General features: G+C 68.6%; 15 protein-coding genes. 8 read left to right on the top strand and 7 right to left on the bottom strand.

Annotated elements, in window-relative coordinates; translation table 11 throughout:
• The first annotated feature begins 44 nt into the window (after positions 1-44).
• Positions 45-1,202 carry an FAD-dependent oxidoreductase gene (locus AC1IQ6_RS08085; RefSeq protein WP_258231385.1) on the top strand — a complete coding sequence of 386 codons (1,158 nt, stop codon included), beginning with the start codon at positions 45-47 and terminating at the stop codon, positions 1,200-1,202.
• Positions 1,203-1,280: 78 nt separating this feature from the next.
• Positions 1,281-2,210 (top strand): SphA family protein, encoded by a 930-nt coding sequence (locus AC1IQ6_RS08080; protein WP_168202321.1) that lies wholly within the window; start codon positions 1,281-1,283, stop codon positions 2,208-2,210.
• 34 nt (positions 2,211-2,244) lie between these two features.
• On the opposite strand, the gene AC1IQ6_RS08075 is transcribed toward AC1IQ6_RS08080, so the two are convergent.
• Positions 2,245-2,925 carry a pentapeptide repeat-containing protein gene (locus AC1IQ6_RS08075; RefSeq protein ID WP_111827140.1) on the bottom strand — a complete coding sequence of 227 codons (681 nt, stop codon included), beginning with the start codon at positions 2,923-2,925 and terminating at the stop codon, positions 2,245-2,247.
• A 68-nt stretch (positions 2,926-2,993) separates the two neighbouring features.
• Here AC1IQ6_RS08075 and AC1IQ6_RS08070 point away from each other — a divergent pair, with 68 nt between their 5' ends.
• The 4 genes from AC1IQ6_RS08070 to nadE all read left to right on the top strand — a co-directional run bounded on the left by AC1IQ6_RS08070 (position 2,994) and on the right by nadE (position 5,630).
• Complete coding sequence (locus tag AC1IQ6_RS08070; RefSeq protein ID WP_485866112.1) at positions 2,994-3,605, top strand: TetR/AcrR family transcriptional regulator; 612 nt, start codon at positions 2,994-2,996, stop codon at positions 3,603-3,605.
• On the top strand, positions 3,595-3,873 hold the full coding sequence (locus AC1IQ6_RS08065) for a DUF2164 domain-containing protein (protein ID WP_102772723.1): 279 nt from the start codon (positions 3,595-3,597) through the stop codon (positions 3,871-3,873). The genes AC1IQ6_RS08070 and AC1IQ6_RS08065 overlap by 11 nt, the downstream gene beginning before the upstream one ends.
• Positions 3,874-3,963: 90 nt before the next feature.
• On the top strand, positions 3,964-4,761 hold the full coding sequence (locus AC1IQ6_RS08060) for a DUF2243 domain-containing protein (protein WP_485866111.1): 798 nt from the start codon (positions 3,964-3,966) through the stop codon (positions 4,759-4,761).
• Positions 4,762-4,775: 14 nt separating this feature from the next.
• Complete coding sequence (nadE, locus tag AC1IQ6_RS08055; protein WP_479731305.1) at positions 4,776-5,630, top strand: NAD(+) synthase; 855 nt, start codon at positions 4,776-4,778, stop codon at positions 5,628-5,630.
• A 13-nt stretch (positions 5,631-5,643) separates the two neighbouring features.
• Here the strand turns inward: nadE and AC1IQ6_RS08050 are convergent, their stop codons facing one another.
• From AC1IQ6_RS08050 to AC1IQ6_RS08040, 3 genes are read right to left on the bottom strand one after another with little or no spacing between them, the layout of a single operon-like run.
• On the bottom strand, positions 5,644-6,522 hold the full coding sequence (locus AC1IQ6_RS08050) for a c-type cytochrome (protein WP_485866110.1): 879 nt from the start codon (positions 6,520-6,522) through the stop codon (positions 5,644-5,646).
• Between the two features lie 22 nt (positions 6,523-6,544).
• Entirely contained in the window at positions 6,545-8,314 is a 1,770-nt protein-coding gene (locus AC1IQ6_RS08045; RefSeq protein ID WP_102772727.1) for a GMC family oxidoreductase, read from the bottom strand.
• Positions 8,307-9,119 carry a gluconate 2-dehydrogenase subunit 3 family protein gene (locus AC1IQ6_RS08040; protein WP_485866109.1) on the bottom strand — a complete coding sequence of 271 codons (813 nt, stop codon included), beginning with the start codon at positions 9,117-9,119 and terminating at the stop codon, positions 8,307-8,309. Before AC1IQ6_RS08040 ends, AC1IQ6_RS08045 begins: the two co-directional genes overlap by 8 nt.
• Before the next feature lie 96 nt (positions 9,120-9,215).
• Here AC1IQ6_RS08040 and AC1IQ6_RS08035 point away from each other — a divergent pair, with 96 nt between their 5' ends.
• Together AC1IQ6_RS08035 and galU are read left to right on the top strand one after the other, a co-directional pair.
• Positions 9,216-9,569 carry a hypothetical protein gene (locus tag AC1IQ6_RS08035; RefSeq protein WP_485866108.1) on the top strand — a complete coding sequence of 118 codons (354 nt, stop codon included), beginning with the start codon at positions 9,216-9,218 and terminating at the stop codon, positions 9,567-9,569.
• 90 nt (positions 9,570-9,659) lie between these two features.
• Positions 9,660-10,493, top strand: a complete 834-nt coding sequence (gene galU / locus AC1IQ6_RS08030; RefSeq protein ID WP_485866107.1) for a UTP--glucose-1-phosphate uridylyltransferase GalU — start codon at positions 9,660-9,662, stop codon at positions 10,491-10,493.
• Positions 10,494-10,519: 26 nt separating this feature from the next.
• Here galU and AC1IQ6_RS08025 read toward each other — a convergent pair whose 3' ends face one another.
• Genes AC1IQ6_RS08025 through AC1IQ6_RS08015 form a run of 3 tightly spaced genes read right to left on the bottom strand, consistent with a single transcriptional unit; the run spans position 10,520 to position 16,384 of the window.
• Complete coding sequence (locus AC1IQ6_RS08025; RefSeq protein ID WP_485866106.1) at positions 10,520-12,019, bottom strand: efflux transporter outer membrane subunit; 1,500 nt, start codon at positions 12,017-12,019, stop codon at positions 10,520-10,522.
• A 22-nt stretch (positions 12,020-12,041) separates the two neighbouring features.
• The gene (locus AC1IQ6_RS08020; protein WP_485866105.1) at positions 12,042-15,212 is read right to left on the bottom strand and encodes an efflux RND transporter permease subunit; all 3,171 of its coding nucleotides are present in this window, start codon (positions 15,210-15,212) and stop codon (positions 12,042-12,044) included.
• Complete coding sequence (locus AC1IQ6_RS08015; RefSeq protein WP_102772749.1) at positions 15,209-16,384, bottom strand: efflux RND transporter periplasmic adaptor subunit; 1,176 nt, start codon at positions 16,382-16,384, stop codon at positions 15,209-15,211. Before AC1IQ6_RS08015 ends, AC1IQ6_RS08020 begins: the two co-directional genes overlap by 4 nt.
• Between the last annotated feature and the right edge of the window lie 204 nt (positions 16,385-16,588).

Below are 16,588 nucleotides of genomic sequence, written 5' to 3'. Positions count from 1 at the left end.
ACGCGGCCGCGAGCCATGCGCAAAGAACCAGGGGAGTGGACACCATGAACATGCAAGCCATCATCAGCGGCGGCGGGATCGGCGGACTGGCCGCGGCGGCGGCGCTTGCCCGGCGCGGCTGGGACGTGACCGTCTATGAAAGCAGGCCCGAGCTGCGCGTCTCGGGCTCAGGCATCTATCTGTGGTCGAACGGGCTGGCGGTGCTATCGGAGATAGGCGCCTATGAACGCGCCATGCGCAATGCCTTCCTGCCCGAGGGCATCGAACAGCGCGACCATGCCGGGCAGGTACTGGTTCCCGCGCTGCTGCCCCCGGGATTGCGGGTGGTCGCGATCGCGCGCAGCGAGCTGCACGCAGGCCTGGAGGCGGCCGCGCGCGCCGCCGGCGCTCGCATCGTCACAGGCGCGGAGGTCGTCGACGCCGGCACCGACGGCACCCTGACATTCGCCAACGGCGATCGCGCGAAAGCCGATCTCGCCATCGGCTGCGACGGCGTCTGGTCGCCCGTGCGCCGCGCCCTGGGCCTTGAACAGGTGCACCAGCGGGCCGAGGAAGGCGCGCTGCGGACCATCGTGCAGGCGACCCAGGAGGAACTGCCCGCCGCCGCGCGCGGCAAGTGCATCGAAATCTGGAACGGTACGCGGCGCATGCTGATCACCCCCATCAACGCCCGCGAAATCTACCTGGCGCTGACCTGCCGCGAGGACGACGATTCGGCGCGAGATACGCGCGTGCTGCCATGCTGGCGGGAAGCCTTTCCTGAATGGGCGTTCCTGCTCGACCGGATCGCGCATGGCAGCGTGCTCTGGAACGTCTACACCGTGGTGCGCTGCAAGCGCTGGTCCGCAGGCCATGCCTGCGTGCTCGGCGACGCCGCCCATGCCCAGCCGCCCAACCTGGGCCAGGGCGGCGGCATGGCCATGCAGAACGGCCTGGCGCTGGCCGCCTACATGGAGCGGGTGAGGGACCGGCGGGACATACCCGAGGCGCTGGGCGCATGGGAAGCCGCGACACGTCCGCTGACCGAGGAATGCCAGCGCTGGTCCTGTCTCTGGGGCGAACTCGCCAACATACCCGACGAGGTGCGTCCGCGCATCGTGCGGGGCGTGTTCAGCGAGCCCTGGGTGTTGTCCAAAGTGACGGTCGCGTCCGCGTCCGCTCCCATCCGCGCCACGGACTGGCGACCGGCCGCCGCCCGCTGAAACCCGCTCCCGCGTCGGGCCCTGCCTATTCCAGCCCGGGCGGCGCCATGTACGCCGTCCGGGCACAAGGGGAATTCCATGAACATCCGCAATGCAATGCCGGCTGTCGCGGCGCCGCTGGTCCTGGCTGCCCTCGGTCTGGCCGGAAACGCGGCCGCCACCGAGAACGGCATACCCACCACGGTCAACGGCTTCTATGACTTCGGCGCCGGCATGTCGCCGCCGCCGACGCCGTTCGGGACGATCTCGCTGCGTTCCTCGTACAACCATGCCACCGTTCGGAAGAACCAGTATGGCGAGACGCTGGACGACGACTTTTCTCTCAGCGTCTTCACCGTGAGCGCGGCCTATCTGCGCATGACCCGCGCCACGCTGCTGGGGGCAAGCTACGGCTTCGGCATCGTGCAGCCGTTCTTCAGGATGGACGCGGCCTTCGACGTGCCGACGGCCGCTGGGCCGCTGCGGCTGCGCGGCGAAACGTTCCGGATCGCCGACACCCTGCTGCTGCCTCTGATCCTGCAATGGAACCCGTCGCCCAACCTGCATCTGAATGCGCAGTTCCAGGTGCTGGCTCCCACGGGGGACTATGACAAGCGGCGGCTCGTGAACCCGGGACTGAATCACTGGGCGTTCTCTCCCATCTTCAATTTCACCTACATCACCGACGGCGGCTTCGAGGTGTCCTCGAGCTTTGAGGTCGACATCAGCACGCGCAACCACGCCACCGGCTACCGCAATGGCATCGAATACCGCCACGAGTTCGCGCTGGGCCAGCACGTGGGACCGTGGACCCTGGGAGTGGGCGGCTACTACAGCCGCCAGTTCACCGACGACGACGCGCCCGGCCTGCAAGGCGGCAACCGTTCCCGGGTGATCGCCCTGGGGCCGGCCGTCCATTTCTACAAACCGGGCCTGCCGCCCGTCTGGCTGCACGTCTACAAGGAATTCGGCGCGCGCAACCGCGCCGAAGGCTACACGGCCGCGCTGCGCCTCGCGGCCAGCTTCTGACCAACCAGGCGGCGCGGCCAGAACAGTATTGTCGTCACATCACCCGCACGCCCAGCGATTCGATCAACTGTCCAGCCTGTTCGGCAGAAATCACCGCCCCCTTCAGCGAGCCGGTCAGGTCGTACACCGTGATGCCGCCGAGCTCGGCCGCCCGCAGATCCGCGCCCTGGAACCTCGCCCCTTTCAGGCTGGCGCCGCGCAGGCTGCCGCCGTTGAACACCGCGTCGCGGAAATCGCAGCCGCCCAGGTCGGCGTCAGAGAAATCCAGCTGGTCCAGCACCTGCTTTCTGAACGACATGCCGCGCAGTTGGGCGCCCACCAGGCGGCAGCTGCGCAGGCTCAGGCCCAGGGCGTGGACTTCGGAGAAACCGGCCCCGTTCAGTTTCGAATCGGAAATCGTCGCCGACGATAGCCGGGAACGCGCCCACTTGGTCATGTGGAGATCGCAGGCCGTGAAGCTGGCGTCCGTCAGGTCCGCCAGCTCGAAGTCGCCCAGGCCGATCCTGCACCGCTCCCATATCGTTTCGCTCAAGGTCGCGCGCGCCAGCCGGGCCTCGGCCAGCGAGCAGGCCGTAAAGCGGATGTTCCGGAGATCCAGCGAACCCAGGTCCTGCCCGTCGAAGGAGCAGCGATCGAACCGGGTGACGGGTTGGGGTTGCGCGAGAAGCCGGACCAGATCCGCACGCGTGAGGGTACTGTCGCTGACGATGTTCATTTATCGGTATCCATGCAAAAAACGGGTACGCCCGGATGATATGATAAATCCATATATATGGATTGTTTATGAACATACGACGAGCAAAGCAACCCGCCGCCGTGCGGGTCCAGATTCTCGAAGCCGCAAGACAGGTCCTGGCCGATGAGGGCGCGGGCGCGCTCACCTTCGACAGCGTGCTTGCCAGGACCGACCTGTCCAAAGGCGGCATCCAGTACCACTTCCGCACCAAGCAGGCCTTGATGGACGGCCTGTTCGATCACCTCATGCAGGAGTTTTCCGACAATTTGCATGAGGCGCTGGCGGCCGAGCCGGCCGGCGCGGATCAACGCATCCGCACCTACATCCGGGTCGTGAGCCTGGCCGCCGAATCGGCGCTGGCGGCGCGCGAAGCCATGGCCCTGTTGATGGCCGATCCGAAGTACCAGGCCATACACACCGCATTGGTGGACGACTTCTGCCGCCCCGACGAAGTCGCGGCCGACCTGTCATTGACCTGCCGGTTCGCGGTCGAGGGACTCTGGCAGGCGCAGGTGCTGTTGCGCGCGCCGCAGCCGGAAACGGTCGCCAGCGTGCGGGACTGCCTGCTGGGGCTGCTGGACCGAGCCGCGAAGCCGGCCATCGTCCCGGGCGGCAAGCGCGCCCTGCCCCGTAGAAAGGAGAAGCCCGATGGCCATTGAACTGGAAAAGCAGGTTCGAGCCGCCGCGATCGCGTCGATACAGCGGTACTTCGATGAACACATGGAAGAGCCCATCGGCAATATCGCGGCGGCCGCGCTGCTGGGATTCTTCCTGGAGGAAATCGGGCCGGTCGTATACAACCAGGCCGTCGCCGACGCGCAGGAGCGGCTGCAGCTGCGCGTCTCCGAACTGGACCTGGAGGTCCGCGAGGACGAGTTCGGCTATTGGCGCAAACATGCGGCCGGGCAAAGAAACCGGCGCACGTGACGCGGCTCGGCCCCGGGCCGCCGGCAGGGATCCACGCGTCGGGCACGGCGCTTGCCGAACTGCTCCGGCACCAAGAACCGGGAGCCGTCCATGGACCCTGCCTCTATCCCTGACCCGTCCGGGCGCCGCATGCGCCGCGCCGGCGGCCTGCTGGGTTTTGCGATGGGCGGCTTTTTCGACGGCATCCTGTTGCACCAGATCCTGCAGTGGCACCACCTGCTGTCGGCCATCCAGACCGGCATTTTGGGAGATCTGCGCATGCAGGTGGCGGTGGACGGCCTGTTCCATGCGCTCATGTACATCCTGGCCGCGGCGGGCCTGTGGACGCTGTACCGGGCGCGCGCCGCCGCGCCGGCGGGCTCGACGCGGCCGTTGTGGCCGGCGTTCTGGATGGGGTTCGGCGCCTGGCATATCGTCGACGCGCTGTTCTCGCACTGGATCACCGGCATCCACCGCATCCGCATGGATGCGGACGTGCCGTTGTTCTGGGACCTGGCATGGCTGGCGGTTTTCGGGCTGCTGCCGTTTTTCCTGGGCTGGCGCGGGCGCTCGGCTGGCGGCGGTCCGCCGATGCCGCGGCGCAATATCGCCGCCGGCCTGCTGGTCCTGGCGCTGGGCGGCGCGACGTTGGCCAACCTTTTTCCGCTGCGCGGCGATACCGGCACGACGGTGGTGGCGATGCGTCCCGACGCGCCCGCCGGGGAGCTGCTGCGCGCGCTGGACGGCACCGATGCCCGCATCATCTGGACCGATCGCGCCGGCGGCGTCTGGGTGGTGCAGAATCTGTCATGGCAGGACGGGCTTGCGCTCTACGGATCGGGCGCGCTCTATGTCAGCGGCACGACCTCGCCGGCGGGCTGCGCGGCCTGGATGCAATCGGCGCGATAACCGGGAGAACACGAATGACACCAGCCATGCAGGCGGAAATCGAAGCGCGCCGGGCCGCAATCGCCCGCAGCCTGGGGGTTCGCCCGGACTGCGATATCGACGAAGAGCTGGAACGCAGAATTGTTTTTCTCGCCGACTATCTGCTTGCCGCGCGCATGGACGCCTACGTGATCGGCATCAGCGGAGGCGTGGATTCCCTGGTCGCGGGGCGTATCGCGCAACTTGCGGTATCGCGGCTGCGCTCCTCGGGCCACGTCTGCGCGCTGGTGGCGGCGCGCCTGCCCTACGGGACGCAGAGCGACGAGCAGGACGCGCGGCGCGCGATGGATTTCGTGGCGCCGGACAAGCGCATGACGCTCAATATCCAGCCCGCCGTGGACGCGCAACGCGTTGCGCTGGAGGCGGCCGGCATCGACTATGCGGACGCGCATGCCGAGGACTTCATCGCCGGCAACATCAAGGCGCGCCAGCGCATGATCGCGCTCTACGCGATCGCCGGCGCCCATAAGGGCCTGGTGGTGGGCACCGATAACGCCGCGGAAGCGCTGACGGGCTTTTTCACCAAGCATGGCGACGGCGCGGCCGACGTCATGCCGCTCAGCGGACTGACCAAGCGTTGCGTTCGGGAAATCGGCGCGGCGCTGGGCGCGCCGCCGGACCTCGTCGCCAAGGTTCCGACCGCGGACCTGGAGACGCTGCGTCCGCAGCATCCTGATGAAGCGGCGCTGGGCTTTACTTATCGAGAGATCGACGATTTCCTCGAAGGCCGGCCCGTGCCCCCGGAAGTCGCCCAGCGCCTGGTCTCCCGCTACGACGCCACGGAACACAAGCGCCGTCCGGCCGCGACGCCGCCGTACCTGCGCCATTAGGCCAGGGGACCGCTTATTCCTGCGCCGGCGAGCGGCTTTCGTAGTAGCGGGACAACTGGCCGATTTCCTCGGGGGTCAGGCGCTGCGCGAAGGCGCGCATGGCGCCCACGTCGTCGTTCTGCCGCTGGCCGGAGCGAAACGCATTCATCTGGTCCACGAAGTACGGCGCGGGCTGCCCCGCCAGCCGGGGCAGCAGCGCGCCCTCGCCGCGGCCTTGCAGGCCATGGCAATTGGCGCAGGCCGGCAGCGCGCGCGGACCGTCGCCCACCGTGTCCAGGCGGATGGCGGCCTCGTGCCCGCCCGTGTCCTTGCCGGCCGCCGGGGCGCCGGGCGGCAGGCCGCCGTAATAACGCGCCAGATGCGCGATTTCTTCATCCGACAGCCCCTTGGCGATCCCGCTCATGACCGGATGCTGGCGGCTGCCGTCGCGGAAGTCCCGCAACTGCTTGGCGAGGTAGTCCTGGGTCAGTCCCGCCAGATTGGGAAAGGCCCCGCCCAGCGGCGTGACGCCCGCCTGCCCGTGGCAGGCCACGCAGGCCTGCACTCCCGCCTTGCCCGCCTGCGCCAGTTGCTTGCCGGCGTCGACGTCGGCGCGCTGCAATGCGGCTTCCCAGGCGGGACGATAGGCCGCGAAGTCCACGGCGCTGCGGCCCGGGACCGGCGCGGCCGGGCGGGGTTGCGCCACCTCGGGCAAGGCCGCGCCCGGCGCCGCCGCGGGAGCTGCGGCTGCGCGCGGCGCCGCAGCGGGCGCGGCGGGCTGCGCGACGATGGACGGCGCGATCGGGCCGTCGCCACCCTTGCCATACATCTGATAGAAGGCCGCGGCCAGCGTGATCAGCGGCGCGGCCGCGATCAGGCCCAAGGCCACATAGCTGCGTAAAGGCATGCCCATGATGTCACCCCGGCTGCGTCGCTCACGTCACCAGGGGGCCTGGCGACTTCAGGTAATCGGACTTGATCTTTTCCACGATCCAATAGGCCGTGGCGCCAACCGTGCCCGTGGGGTTGTAGCCGGAGTTCTGCGGAAACAGCGCCGCGCCCGTCACGAACACGTTGGGCACGTCCCATACCTGGCCGTAACGGTTCACCACGCTGGTGCGGGGATCGGCGCCCATGGCCGCCCCGCCGGTGAGATGCGTGGACTGGTACGCCGCGGCCGTGAAGGGCCGCTTGCGCGGTCCCGGCTCGGTGCGCTGCACGCCTTTCATGGCGCGGCCGATTTCGTCGCCCCGTTCGGTCAGGAAGGCCGACATGCGGATATCGTTGTCGGGCAGGTCGTAGGTGATGCGCAGCAGCGGCAGGCCCCAGGCGTCCTTGTAGGTAGGGTCCAGGCTCAGGTAGCCGCCGCGCGTGGGTTGCGCCGCGCCGGTGATGGTGATCGAGGCCGAGTGGTTGTAGTAGCGCCGCAGCGCCTGTTTCCAGGCGCTGCCCCAGGCGGCCGTGCCCTTGGGCACCGGGTGATAGCCTATCGGCGCGCCGCTGACCACCTGGATCTGCAGATAGCCGCCGCCCACGAATCCCAGCGGCCCATGATCGAAATTGTCGGCGCTGAAGTCGTCCATGGTCACCGCCACCGCGCCCGCGCCCATGAAGGGATTGATATTGAAGGATTCGTCGAAGAAGAGATTGACGCCCGATGTGGTCTGGTGCGTGTAATTGCGCCCCACCACGCCGGTGTTGCGTACCGGGTCGTAAGGCTCGCCGATGCCGGAAAGCAGCAGCAGGCGCACGTTGTTGATGCCGAACGCGCACAACACCACCGCCTCGGCCGGCTGGAACACCTCGGCGCCCGCGCCGTCCACGTAGGTCACGCCGCGCGCCCGCTTGCGGTCCGCGGTCAGCTCCACCCGCAGCACGTGGGCGCCGGTGCGCAGCTCGAAGTTCTCCAGCTTCAGCGCCACCGGCAGCACGCAGACCTGCGGCGAGGCCTTGGCGTAGTGCTCGCAGCCGAAGTTGGAACAGAATCCGCAGTACACGCAGGCGCTCATCTGCAGCCCCTCGCTGTTCACGTAGGGCCGCGTACACAGCGCGGACGGCTGCACATAAGGGTGGTAGCCCAGGCCGCGCGCCGCCTCGCCGAACAGGGCCGGCGCGTACGGCACTTTCATGGGGGGATTGGGATAGGGACGCGAGCGCCACGGCTCGAAGGGATTGCCGCCCTCTTGCTTGCGGCCCTTGATGTTGCCCGCCTGGCCCGAGGCGCCTATCAGGTAGTCGAAGCGGTCGAAGTACGGTTCCAGCTCTTCGTAGCTCAGCGGCCAGTCCTGGCAGGTCAGGTCCTCGTCGAAGATGCCGGCGCCGTAGCGCTCGGTGTAGTGGCTGCGCATGTTGAAGTCGGTCGGATCGAAGCGGTAGTACGCCCCCGACCAATGATTGCCCGCGCCGCCCAGGTGCGTTCCGGGATAGGCGAACTGCCAGCGCCGCATGGGCAGGGCGATCTGCCCGCCGTGGTTGCGGAAGGTGAACGTTTCGCTGGCGGTGTTCTGGTGCAGCGCATGCCTGCGCGTGTACTTGAGCTCGTCGTGGACGTTGGGCCCCTGGAAATCCGGCGACGGCCAGCGCGGCTCGCCGCGCTCCAGCACCACCACCCGCTGGCCGGCCGCGGCCAGCTCCTTGCCGATGATGGAGCCAGTCCAGCCGGCCCCGATGATGGCCACGTCCACCGCCGGCATGGTCTTAGCCATGGCCGCCTCCCGGTTTGTGAGGGGTTTCGCCGGCCGGCGCGGCATGGTGCCCGCGGGCCTGCGCAATGGAAACCGGCGTGCCGCGCCAGGCCACGCCATGCCGCTCGATGTCGTTGGAGAAACTTGCGTACGCGCCCGGAAAACCCACCAGCTTCCAGCCGATCATGTTCCTGTTGCCGCCATAAAGCGGGTCGCTGAAGAAGCCCTCCGTCGTGCCTTCCAGCAAAGCCTGGAAGAACACCTGCGCCGGCAGCGGATCGAAATCGAGTTCGCCTTTCTGCATGGCCGCGAGCCAGGCGTCCTGCCGCTCGGCGCCGAGCTCGTCGTAGCCCTTGCCCTCCTTTTTGCGCACCGCGGCGTCGAACGCAGCGAGACCGCGGCGGTACATCTCGGCGGGCGTGAAGGAAAGCTGATAGCCCTGCTCCGGCGTGCCTTCCTGGAACGGCCCCTGCCGGTACAAATGATCGCCCGCGCCCCACGCGCCGGCCAATTGGCCGTCCAGGAATACGGTTACGCCCGCCTCCTTGGCGCCCGGGCCCAGGTCGTCGGCCGGAATCAGGCGGGCGGCGATGGCGTCCATGAGCGCTGCTTCCTGCGCGTTGAAAAACCGCAGGGGCGCCGGCTGCGCGGCATCGGCCGCCTGCTCGGGCTGTCCCGCCTGCGCGACGGTCTGCGCCCCCGACACGGCCAGCGCGCCGGGCACCCCCAGCGCAAGCGCCTTCAGGACGTTGCGGCGTCCCGGCGCGGCGGGATTGTCGTCGGCGGCTACGCCGGCGGAAGGAACGACAGGCTGATCACCGTTCATACCGTGCTCCTGCTTGGACTCGCGACGGCTACAGCAAGCGTCGGGCCCGGCACGGCATTTGCACTGGCAACACGCAATACCCGCGCAGGAGATCCCATGTCAGCCAGATCCGCCACCTTATTCGCGACAGCCATGCTCGTGCTGGGAGGATCGGCCGCGCTGGCCGCCCCCGCGGCCCCCCCGCCGAAGGAACGGCCGCCCTCCTCCGCCGACGGCGATACCGGCAAGCGCCAGCGCGGCGAAGGGAAAACCGAGCAGGAACGGAAAAAATTACCTCCCGCGCAATCCTCCGAGCAATCCACGCGCGGGCGCGACCGCGCCGAGCAAGGCGGCACGGACGCGCGCGGCAGCCAGGGTTCCTCCGGCGCGACCACGGGTTCGACCGGCCAGGGCGGCTCGCCCGGCTCCGGCGCATCCTCGGGCTCGGGCGGCACGGCGGACCAGCGTTGAGCGCCGCCAGCCGCCGGCCGGGTACGTCGATTGCTATCGGCGTGCGCGTCGCCCTCTCAGTCAGGGCAACCAACAAAAAAGGGGCATTGCATGCATCCGATCAGAAAAGCCGTATTCCCTGTTGCGGGGCTGGGCACCCGTTTTCTACCCGCCACCAAAGCCATGCCGAAAGAGATGCTGCCCATCGTGGACCGGCCTCTCATCCAGTACGCGGTCGAAGAAGCGATCGCGTCCGGCATCAATGAACTGATCTTCGTCACCGGCCGCAACAAGCGCGCCATCGAGGACCATTTCGACCGCGTGCCCGAACTGGAACGCGACCTGGAACTGAAAAACAAGAATGCCTTGCTCCAAAGCGTGCGCAACGTCGTCCCCGACAGCGTCAAATGCGTCTATACACGCCAGCCCGCCGCCCTGGGCCTGGGCCACGCCGTGCTCTGCGCGGCGTCGCTGGTGGGCGCGGAGCCGTTCGCGGTGCTGCTGGCCGACGACATGATCGACGCCGACGCCCCCGTCATCGGCGAAATGACGAAGGTGGCGCGGGAATACGGCGGCAGCGTCGTGGCGGTCCAGCAGATCCCCAAGGCCAATTCGGCCCAGTACGGAATCGTGTCCGGCAGCCCGAAAGCGCAGGGCGTGATGCGGCTGAGCGGCATCGTCGAAAAACCCAGGCCCGAAGACGCCCCGACCGACCTGGCGGTGGTCGGGCGCTACATTCTCGAGCCCGAGATCTTCGGCATTCTCGAAGCCACGCAGGCCGGCGTCGGCGGCGAGATCCAGCTCACGGACGCCATCGCCGCGCTGCTACGGTCGCGCAAGGTCTTCGGCTACGAATACGAGGGCACGCGCTACGACTGCGGCAGCAAGGAAGGCTTTTATCGGGCCACCATGGAGATCGGGCGCAAGTACCACGGGCTGGGCTGACGCCGCGGACGGCGGCCGGATGGCGCTCACCCCGGCCCTTCCGCAGAGGCCTGAGCGCCAGCCCCGACCGTATTTTCCGTCCACCCTCCCCCCAGCGCCTTGTACAGGTCGATGAGATTGGTCAGCCGCGTCAGGCGCGTGCGCACCAGGACCTGCTGGGCGCCGTACAGGGTGCGATGGATCTCAAGCAGAGCCAGATAGTCGTCCTGGCCTTCCCTGAAACGTTGCTCGGCCAGTGCGTAGGCGTCGCGGCTGGCGGCCACCGACAGCTGTTCGGAGCGGATCTGCTCGTCCAGCGTGCGCTTGCCCGCAAGCGCGTCGGCTACTTCCCGGAAGGCCGCCTGAATGGCTTTTTCGTAGTTGGCGATCTCGATGCGCTTCTGCACGTGCGCCACGTCGAGGTTGGCCAGCAGCGCGCCGCCGCGGAAGATGGGCAGCGTGATGCGCGGCAGGAAGCTCCAGGCGCGCGTGCCCGAATCGAACAGGCCGTCCAGTGTGGCGCTGGCCGTGCCGGCCGAACCGGTCAGGCTGATGGCCGGCAGGAAGGCGGCGCGCGCCGCGCCGATATTGGCGTTGGCGCCGCGCAGCATCTGCTCGGCGGCGCGGATGTCGGGCCGGCGCGTCAGCAGCGCCGACGGCAGCCCGGCCGGCAGGTCGGTGGGCACGATGCCGTCGGGCAGCGCGGCGGCCTCGTCCAGCTGGCGCGACAGCTCGGGCGTCAGGGGCTGGCCCAGCAGCAGCACCAGGGCGTTGCGGTCGCGGGCGGCCTGGCGGGTATAGGCGGCGTGGTTGGCCTCGGCGTTACGCAGGGCGATCTCGGCCATGCGCAGGTCGAGCCGGGTGGAGTTGCCGGCCTCCACCAGTTGCGCGGTCAGATCGAAGGAGCGCTGCTGCGTGGCCAGGGTGTCGTTGGTCAGGCGCAGCAGTTCCTGGTCGGCGCGCAGCGTGAGGTAGGCGCTGGCGACTTCGGACACCAGGCTCATCTGGGTGGCGATGCGCGTTTCGTCCAGCGCCAGGTAGGTGGCCAGGGCCTGGTCGCTGAGGCTGCGGATACGGCCCCACAGGTCGATTTCCCAGGCGGCCGTGACGCCGGCCACGTCGTAGCGCCGGGACACGTAGGCGGAATCGGTGGCGCTGAGTCCGGCCGGCACGCGCTCCGAAGCGCCGCTGGCGGCGACGTCCAGGCCGGGCAGCATTTCGGCGCGCTGGATGCGGTAGAGCGCCTGCGCCGCCTCGACGTTGAGGGCCGCGCGCCGCAGGTCGCGGTTGTTGTCCAGCGAGATCTCGATCAGCCGGTGCAGCAGCGGGTCGCGGAAGAAATCGCGCCAGCCCATGTCGGCGACGGCCGCATCGAAGGGCTGTCCGGCCTCGGGCGCGGGATGCGCGGGGTCCGACGGATAGGCCGTGCCAATGGGCGCGGCCGGGCGTTCGTAGCGCGGCGCGAGGGTGCAGCCGGCCAGCGCCGCCGCGAGCGTCAGCGAGGCCAGCATGCGGGCCGGGCGCAAAGGGGCGAAAGTCGTGTTCATGGTTCGTATGTCCTGGTGACCGTTATGCATGCTGGCTTGCGGCGGCGGCGCGGCGCGCTTCGCGGCGCAGCGCCAGCTTGCGCACGACGACGTAGAACACCGGCGTGAGCAGCAGGCCGAACAGCGTCACGCCCAGCATGCCGGCGAATACCGCGATGCCCATGGCGTGGCGCATTTCGGCGCCGGCGCCGCTGGCCAGCACCAGCGGCACCACGCCGGCGATGAAGGCCAGCGAGGTCATCAGGATGGGACGCAGGCGCAGCCGCGCGGCTTCCAGCACCGCGGCCAGCGGGTCGGCGCCCGCTTCTTCCTGCGTGCGCGCGAACTCCACGATCAGGATGGCGTTCTTGGCGGCCAGGCCCACCAGCACCACGAAGCCGATCTGGGTGAAGATGTTGTTGTCTGCGCCCGAGATCCACACGCCGCCGATGGCCGACAGCAGCGCCATCGGCGCGATCAGCAGCACGGCGAAAGGCAGCGACCAGCTGTTGTACTGGGCCGCCAGGATCAGGAAGGCCAGCAGCACCGCCAGCGGGAAGATGTACAGCGCCGAATTGCCGGCCTGCTTCTCCTGGTAGACCAGGTCGGTCCACTCGTAGATCATCCCTTCGGGCAGGGTCTCGCGCACGATGCGTTCGATCGCGTCGGTGGCCTGGCCCGAGGAGTAGCCCGGCGCCGGCCCGCCGCTGATGTCGGCCGACGGAAAACCGTTGTAGCGGATGACGCGGTCCGGCCCGGAGCCGCGCGTCAGCGTCACGAAGGCGCTGAGCGGGATCATGTCGCCGGCGGCGTTGCGCACCTTGAGCAGGCCGATGTCGTCGGCCTGCATCCGGAACGGCGCGTCGGCCTGCGCCATGACGCGGTAGGTCCGCCCGAAACGGTTGAAGTCGTTGACGTAGAGCGAACCCAGGTTGATCTGCAGGGTTTCGAACACGTCGGTCAGCGATACGCCCAGGGACTTGGCCTTGACTCGGTCGATGTCCACCTGCAGCTGCGGCGCGTTGGTCTGGAAGCTGGCCAGCATGTTGGCCAGCTCGGGCGTCTGCATGGCCTTGGCCATGATCTCGCCCTGCGCCTTCACCAGCGCCTCGAAGCCCAGGCCGGCGCGGTCCTCGATCTGCAGCTTGAAGCCGCCCATCGCGCCCAGTCCCGGCACCGGCGGCGGCGGGAAGATGCCGACGAAGCCGTCGGGGATCTGGCTGAACTTGCCCATCAGCTTGCCGGCGATGGCATTGGCCGACAGCGACGCGTCCGTGCGCTCGGCGAAGGGCTTGAGCATGGCGAACATCAGCGCCGAGTTGGGCACGTTGACCGGGCCGTTGACCGACAGGCCCGGGAACGCCACCACGCTTTCCACGCCGGGCTCGGCCAGCGCGATCTCCGACATCTGCCTGACCACGGCCTCGGTGCGGTCCAGCGAGGCGCCGCTGGGCAACTGGGCGATGCCGACCAGGAAGTACTTGTCCTGGGCCGGCACGAAGCCGTTGGGCACCTGGTGAAAGCCCAGCCAGGTCAGGCCGACGAAGCCGCCGTACAGCATCAGCACGATGGCGCTGCCGCGCACCGCCCGGCGCACGGCGCCGACGTAGCCGTTGGACGCGCGGTCGAAAAAGCGGTTGAAGCGCCGGAAAAAGCCGCCCAGCAGCCGGTCCATGACGCGCGTGAGCGCGTCGGACCGGGCCGCCTCGTGGTGCGGCTTGAGCAGGATGGCGGCCAGCGCCGGCGACAGCGTCAGCGAATTGATGGCCGACAGGATGGTGGAAATGGCGATGGTCAGCGCGAACTGGCGGTAGAACTCGCCTTGCAGCCCCGACAGGAAGGCCGAGGGAATGAACACCGCCGCCAGCACCGAGGTGATGGCGATGATCGGGCCGGTGACCTCGTCCATGGCCTTGATCGCGGCCTGCCTGGGCGGCTCGCCCAGGGCCATGTGACGCTCCACGTTCTCGACCACCACGATGGCGTCGTCCACCACGATGCCTATGGACAGCACCAGGCCGAACAGCGACAGCGTGTTCAGCGAGAAGCCGAAGAGGTGCATCAGCGCGAAGGTGCCCACCAGCGACACCGGCACCGCCACCAGCGGAATGATGGACGCGCGCCAGGTCTGCAGGAACAGCACCACCACCACCACGACCAGGACGATGGCTTCCAGCAGCGTGATGGCCACCGATTGCAGCGAGGCCCGCACGAACACCGTGGGGTCGTAGGCGATGCGGTATTCCACGTCCTGCGGAAAGCCCTGCTGCAGCTCCTGCATCTTGGCGCGCACCGCGTTGGAGACGTCGATGGCGTTGGCGCCGGGACTCTGGATGATCTGCAAAGCCGGGGCCGATTCGCCGTTGAGCAGGCTGCGCAGCGTATAGGCGTCGGCGCCCAGCGATACGCGGGCCACGTCGCGCAGGCGGGTGACCTGGCCGTCGGCGCCGGTCTTGACCACGATGTCGCCGAACTGTTCGGCGCTGGCCAGCCGGCCCAGCGTGTTGACGGTGACCTGGAAGGCGGACGAGGTGTCGGGCTGCTGCCCCACCGAACCGGCCGCCACCTGCACGTTCTGTTCGCGCAGCGCCGCGACCACGTCGCTGGCGGTCAGCCCGCGCGTGGCGACGCGCGACGGGTCCAGCCAGACGCGCATGGAATATTCCCCGGCGCCCCAGACCAGCACGTCGTTCACGCCGGGCAGGCGCGCCAGTTCGTCGCGCACCTGGCGGATGGCGAAGTTCGACAGGTAGAGCGAGTCGTAGCGCTTTTCCGGCGAGACCAGGTGCACCACCATCAGCACGTCGGGCGAGGTCTTTTGCGTCACCACGCCGATGCGCTGCACTTCCTCCGGCAGGCGCGGCAAGGCGCGCGAGACCCGGTTCTGCACCTGGATCTGCGCCATGTCGGGGTCGGTGCCCTGTTTGAACGCGATGGTCAGCACCATCTGGCCGTCGGTCGCCATCTGCGAGTTCATGTACAGCATGCCCTCGACCCCGTTGATCACCTGCTCCAGCGGGGCGGCGACGGTGTCCGCGATCACCTGCGGATTGGCGCCGGGATAGCTGGCCGTGACCTGCACCGTGGGCGGCGTGACCGCCGGGTATTCGCTCAGCGGCAATTGCCAGAAGGCGATGGCGCCGGCCAGCAGCATGAGCAGCGACAGGACGATGGCGAAGATCGGCCTTGCGATGAAGAAGTGGGGAAACTTCATGGACGCGCCTCCGCGACGGCGACCGTCTGCATCGGCACCAGGCGCGGCGTGACGGTCATGCCGGGACGCACCAGCCCTTTGATGATGATTTTTTCGCCTGCCTGCAGGCCGGTCTCGATGACGCGCAGACCGTCCACCACGCGGCCCAGCTCGACCGCGCGGTACTGCGCCTGGTTGTTCTCGCCCACGACGAGCACGTAGTTCTTGCCCTGGTCGGTGCCCACGGCCAGATCGTCGACCAGGATGGCCGGCCGCTCCTCGCCGGTGGCCAGCCGCGCACGCGCGAACAGGCCCGGCGCCAGCTGACCGTCCGGGTTCGGCACCACGGCGCGCGCGCGTATCGTGCCGGTGCCGCGGTCGACCTGGTTGCCCACGAAGTCGAGCATGCCCTGGTAGGGGAAGCCCTTGTCCGTGGTCAGGCCGACAGCGACGGGCAGCGTAGGCTTGCCGCCGGCGGCGTCGGGCCGGGCCTGCCTGACGGCGGTGAGATAGGTCGCCTCGTCGATGTCGAAATACACGTGCACCGGGTCGATCGACACGATGGTGGTCAACAGCGTGGCGCCGCCGGCCCCGCCGCCGCTGACCAGGTTGCCCGCGGTCACCAGCACCCGATCTATGCGCCCGGAAATCGGCGCGGTGATGTGCGCGTAGGACAGGTCGAGCCGCGCCGCGGCGACGGCGGCCTTGGCCACCTGCACCTGGGCCAGCCGGGCGCTGCGCGCCGAGACGGCGTCGTCATAGGTCTTGCGCGACACCGCGCCGGTGGACACCAGGCGCTGGGCGCGGTCCAGATCGGCCTTGGCCTGCGTGGCCAGCACCTCGGCCTGGCGCAATTGCGCGGTGGCGGTATCCAGCGCGACCTGGAACGGACGCGGGTCGATCTGGAACAGCATCTGGCCCTTGCGCACCATGCTGCCTTCGGGGACGCTCACCGCCTCCACCGTGCCGCCCACGCGCGAACGCAGTTCGACCGTCTCGGGCGCGGCCAGGAATCCGGTGAACTCGGTCGAGGGCGTAATGATGCGCTCGATGACCTCGGCCACCGGCACCTGCGGGCCCGCGGGCGCGGCGGCCGGCGGCGTTTCGCCGGAAACGTCGCGAGCCGCGAACGCGGCGGCCCCGGCCGCGGCGATCACGCCCGCCATCACAGCAATCTTGAATTTTCGACGCATGGAATGCCCCTTCTATGCAGCAGGGCTTCGGCCCTTCCGAAGCAGCTCTGCAAAAAATTTGAGGCAAGGCTAGGCGTTACAACGACGGGAAGGTCAAGCCTGGCCCCTACGAACCGAAGGGGCTTGTTTGACCTTGCGATCGTTGGAAGGAATAGATTGGGCCGCACCATACGACACCAACCCGAAGCACAGGGAGCAGCCCGG

Source organism: Achromobacter sp. MUI-25009338, assembly GCF_057359325.1.
Note: the sequence above shows the minus strand (reverse complement) of the source record. Positions and strands in the feature narration are given on the sequence as shown.

What these genes read in the sequence shown, in the direction of transcription:
- nadE (WP_479731305.1), top strand. Translation starts at nt 4,776, where the DNA reads ATGACACCAGCCATGCAGGCGGAAATCGAAGCGCGCCGGGCCGCAATC.
- AC1IQ6_RS08065 (WP_102772723.1), top strand. Translation starts at nt 3,595, where the DNA reads ATGGCCATTGAACTGGAAAAGCAGGTTCGAGCCGCCGCGATCGCGTCG.
- AC1IQ6_RS08075 (WP_111827140.1), bottom strand. Translation starts at nt 2,925, where the DNA reads ATGAACATCGTCAGCGACAGTACCCTCACGCGTGCGGATCTGGTCCGG.
- AC1IQ6_RS08015 (WP_102772749.1), bottom strand. Translation starts at nt 16,384, where the DNA reads ATGCGTCGAAAATTCAAGATTGCTGTGATGGCGGGCGTGATCGCCGCG.
- AC1IQ6_RS08045 (WP_102772727.1), bottom strand. Translation starts at nt 8,314, where the DNA reads ATGGCTAAGACCATGCCGGCGGTGGACGTGGCCATCATCGGGGCCGGC.
- AC1IQ6_RS08035 (WP_485866108.1), top strand. Translation starts at nt 9,216, where the DNA reads ATGTCAGCCAGATCCGCCACCTTATTCGCGACAGCCATGCTCGTGCTG.
- AC1IQ6_RS08025 (WP_485866106.1), bottom strand. Translation starts at nt 12,019, where the DNA reads ATGAACACGACTTTCGCCCCTTTGCGCCCGGCCCGCATGCTGGCCTCG.
- AC1IQ6_RS08080 (WP_168202321.1), top strand. Translation starts at nt 1,281, where the DNA reads ATGAACATCCGCAATGCAATGCCGGCTGTCGCGGCGCCGCTGGTCCTG.
- AC1IQ6_RS08060 (WP_485866111.1), top strand. Translation starts at nt 3,964, where the DNA reads ATGGACCCTGCCTCTATCCCTGACCCGTCCGGGCGCCGCATGCGCCGC.
- AC1IQ6_RS08040 (WP_485866109.1), bottom strand. Translation starts at nt 9,119, where the DNA reads ATGAACGGTGATCAGCCTGTCGTTCCTTCCGCCGGCGTAGCCGCCGAC.
- AC1IQ6_RS08070 (WP_485866112.1), top strand. Translation starts at nt 2,994, where the DNA reads ATGAACATACGACGAGCAAAGCAACCCGCCGCCGTGCGGGTCCAGATT.
- AC1IQ6_RS08050 (WP_485866110.1), bottom strand. Translation starts at nt 6,522, where the DNA reads ATGGGCATGCCTTTACGCAGCTATGTGGCCTTGGGCCTGATCGCGGCC.
- AC1IQ6_RS08020 (WP_485866105.1), bottom strand. Translation starts at nt 15,212, where the DNA reads ATGAAGTTTCCCCACTTCTTCATCGCAAGGCCGATCTTCGCCATCGTC.
- galU (WP_485866107.1), top strand. Translation starts at nt 9,660, where the DNA reads ATGCATCCGATCAGAAAAGCCGTATTCCCTGTTGCGGGGCTGGGCACC.
- AC1IQ6_RS08085 (WP_258231385.1), top strand. Translation starts at nt 45, where the DNA reads ATGAACATGCAAGCCATCATCAGCGGCGGCGGGATCGGCGGACTGGCC.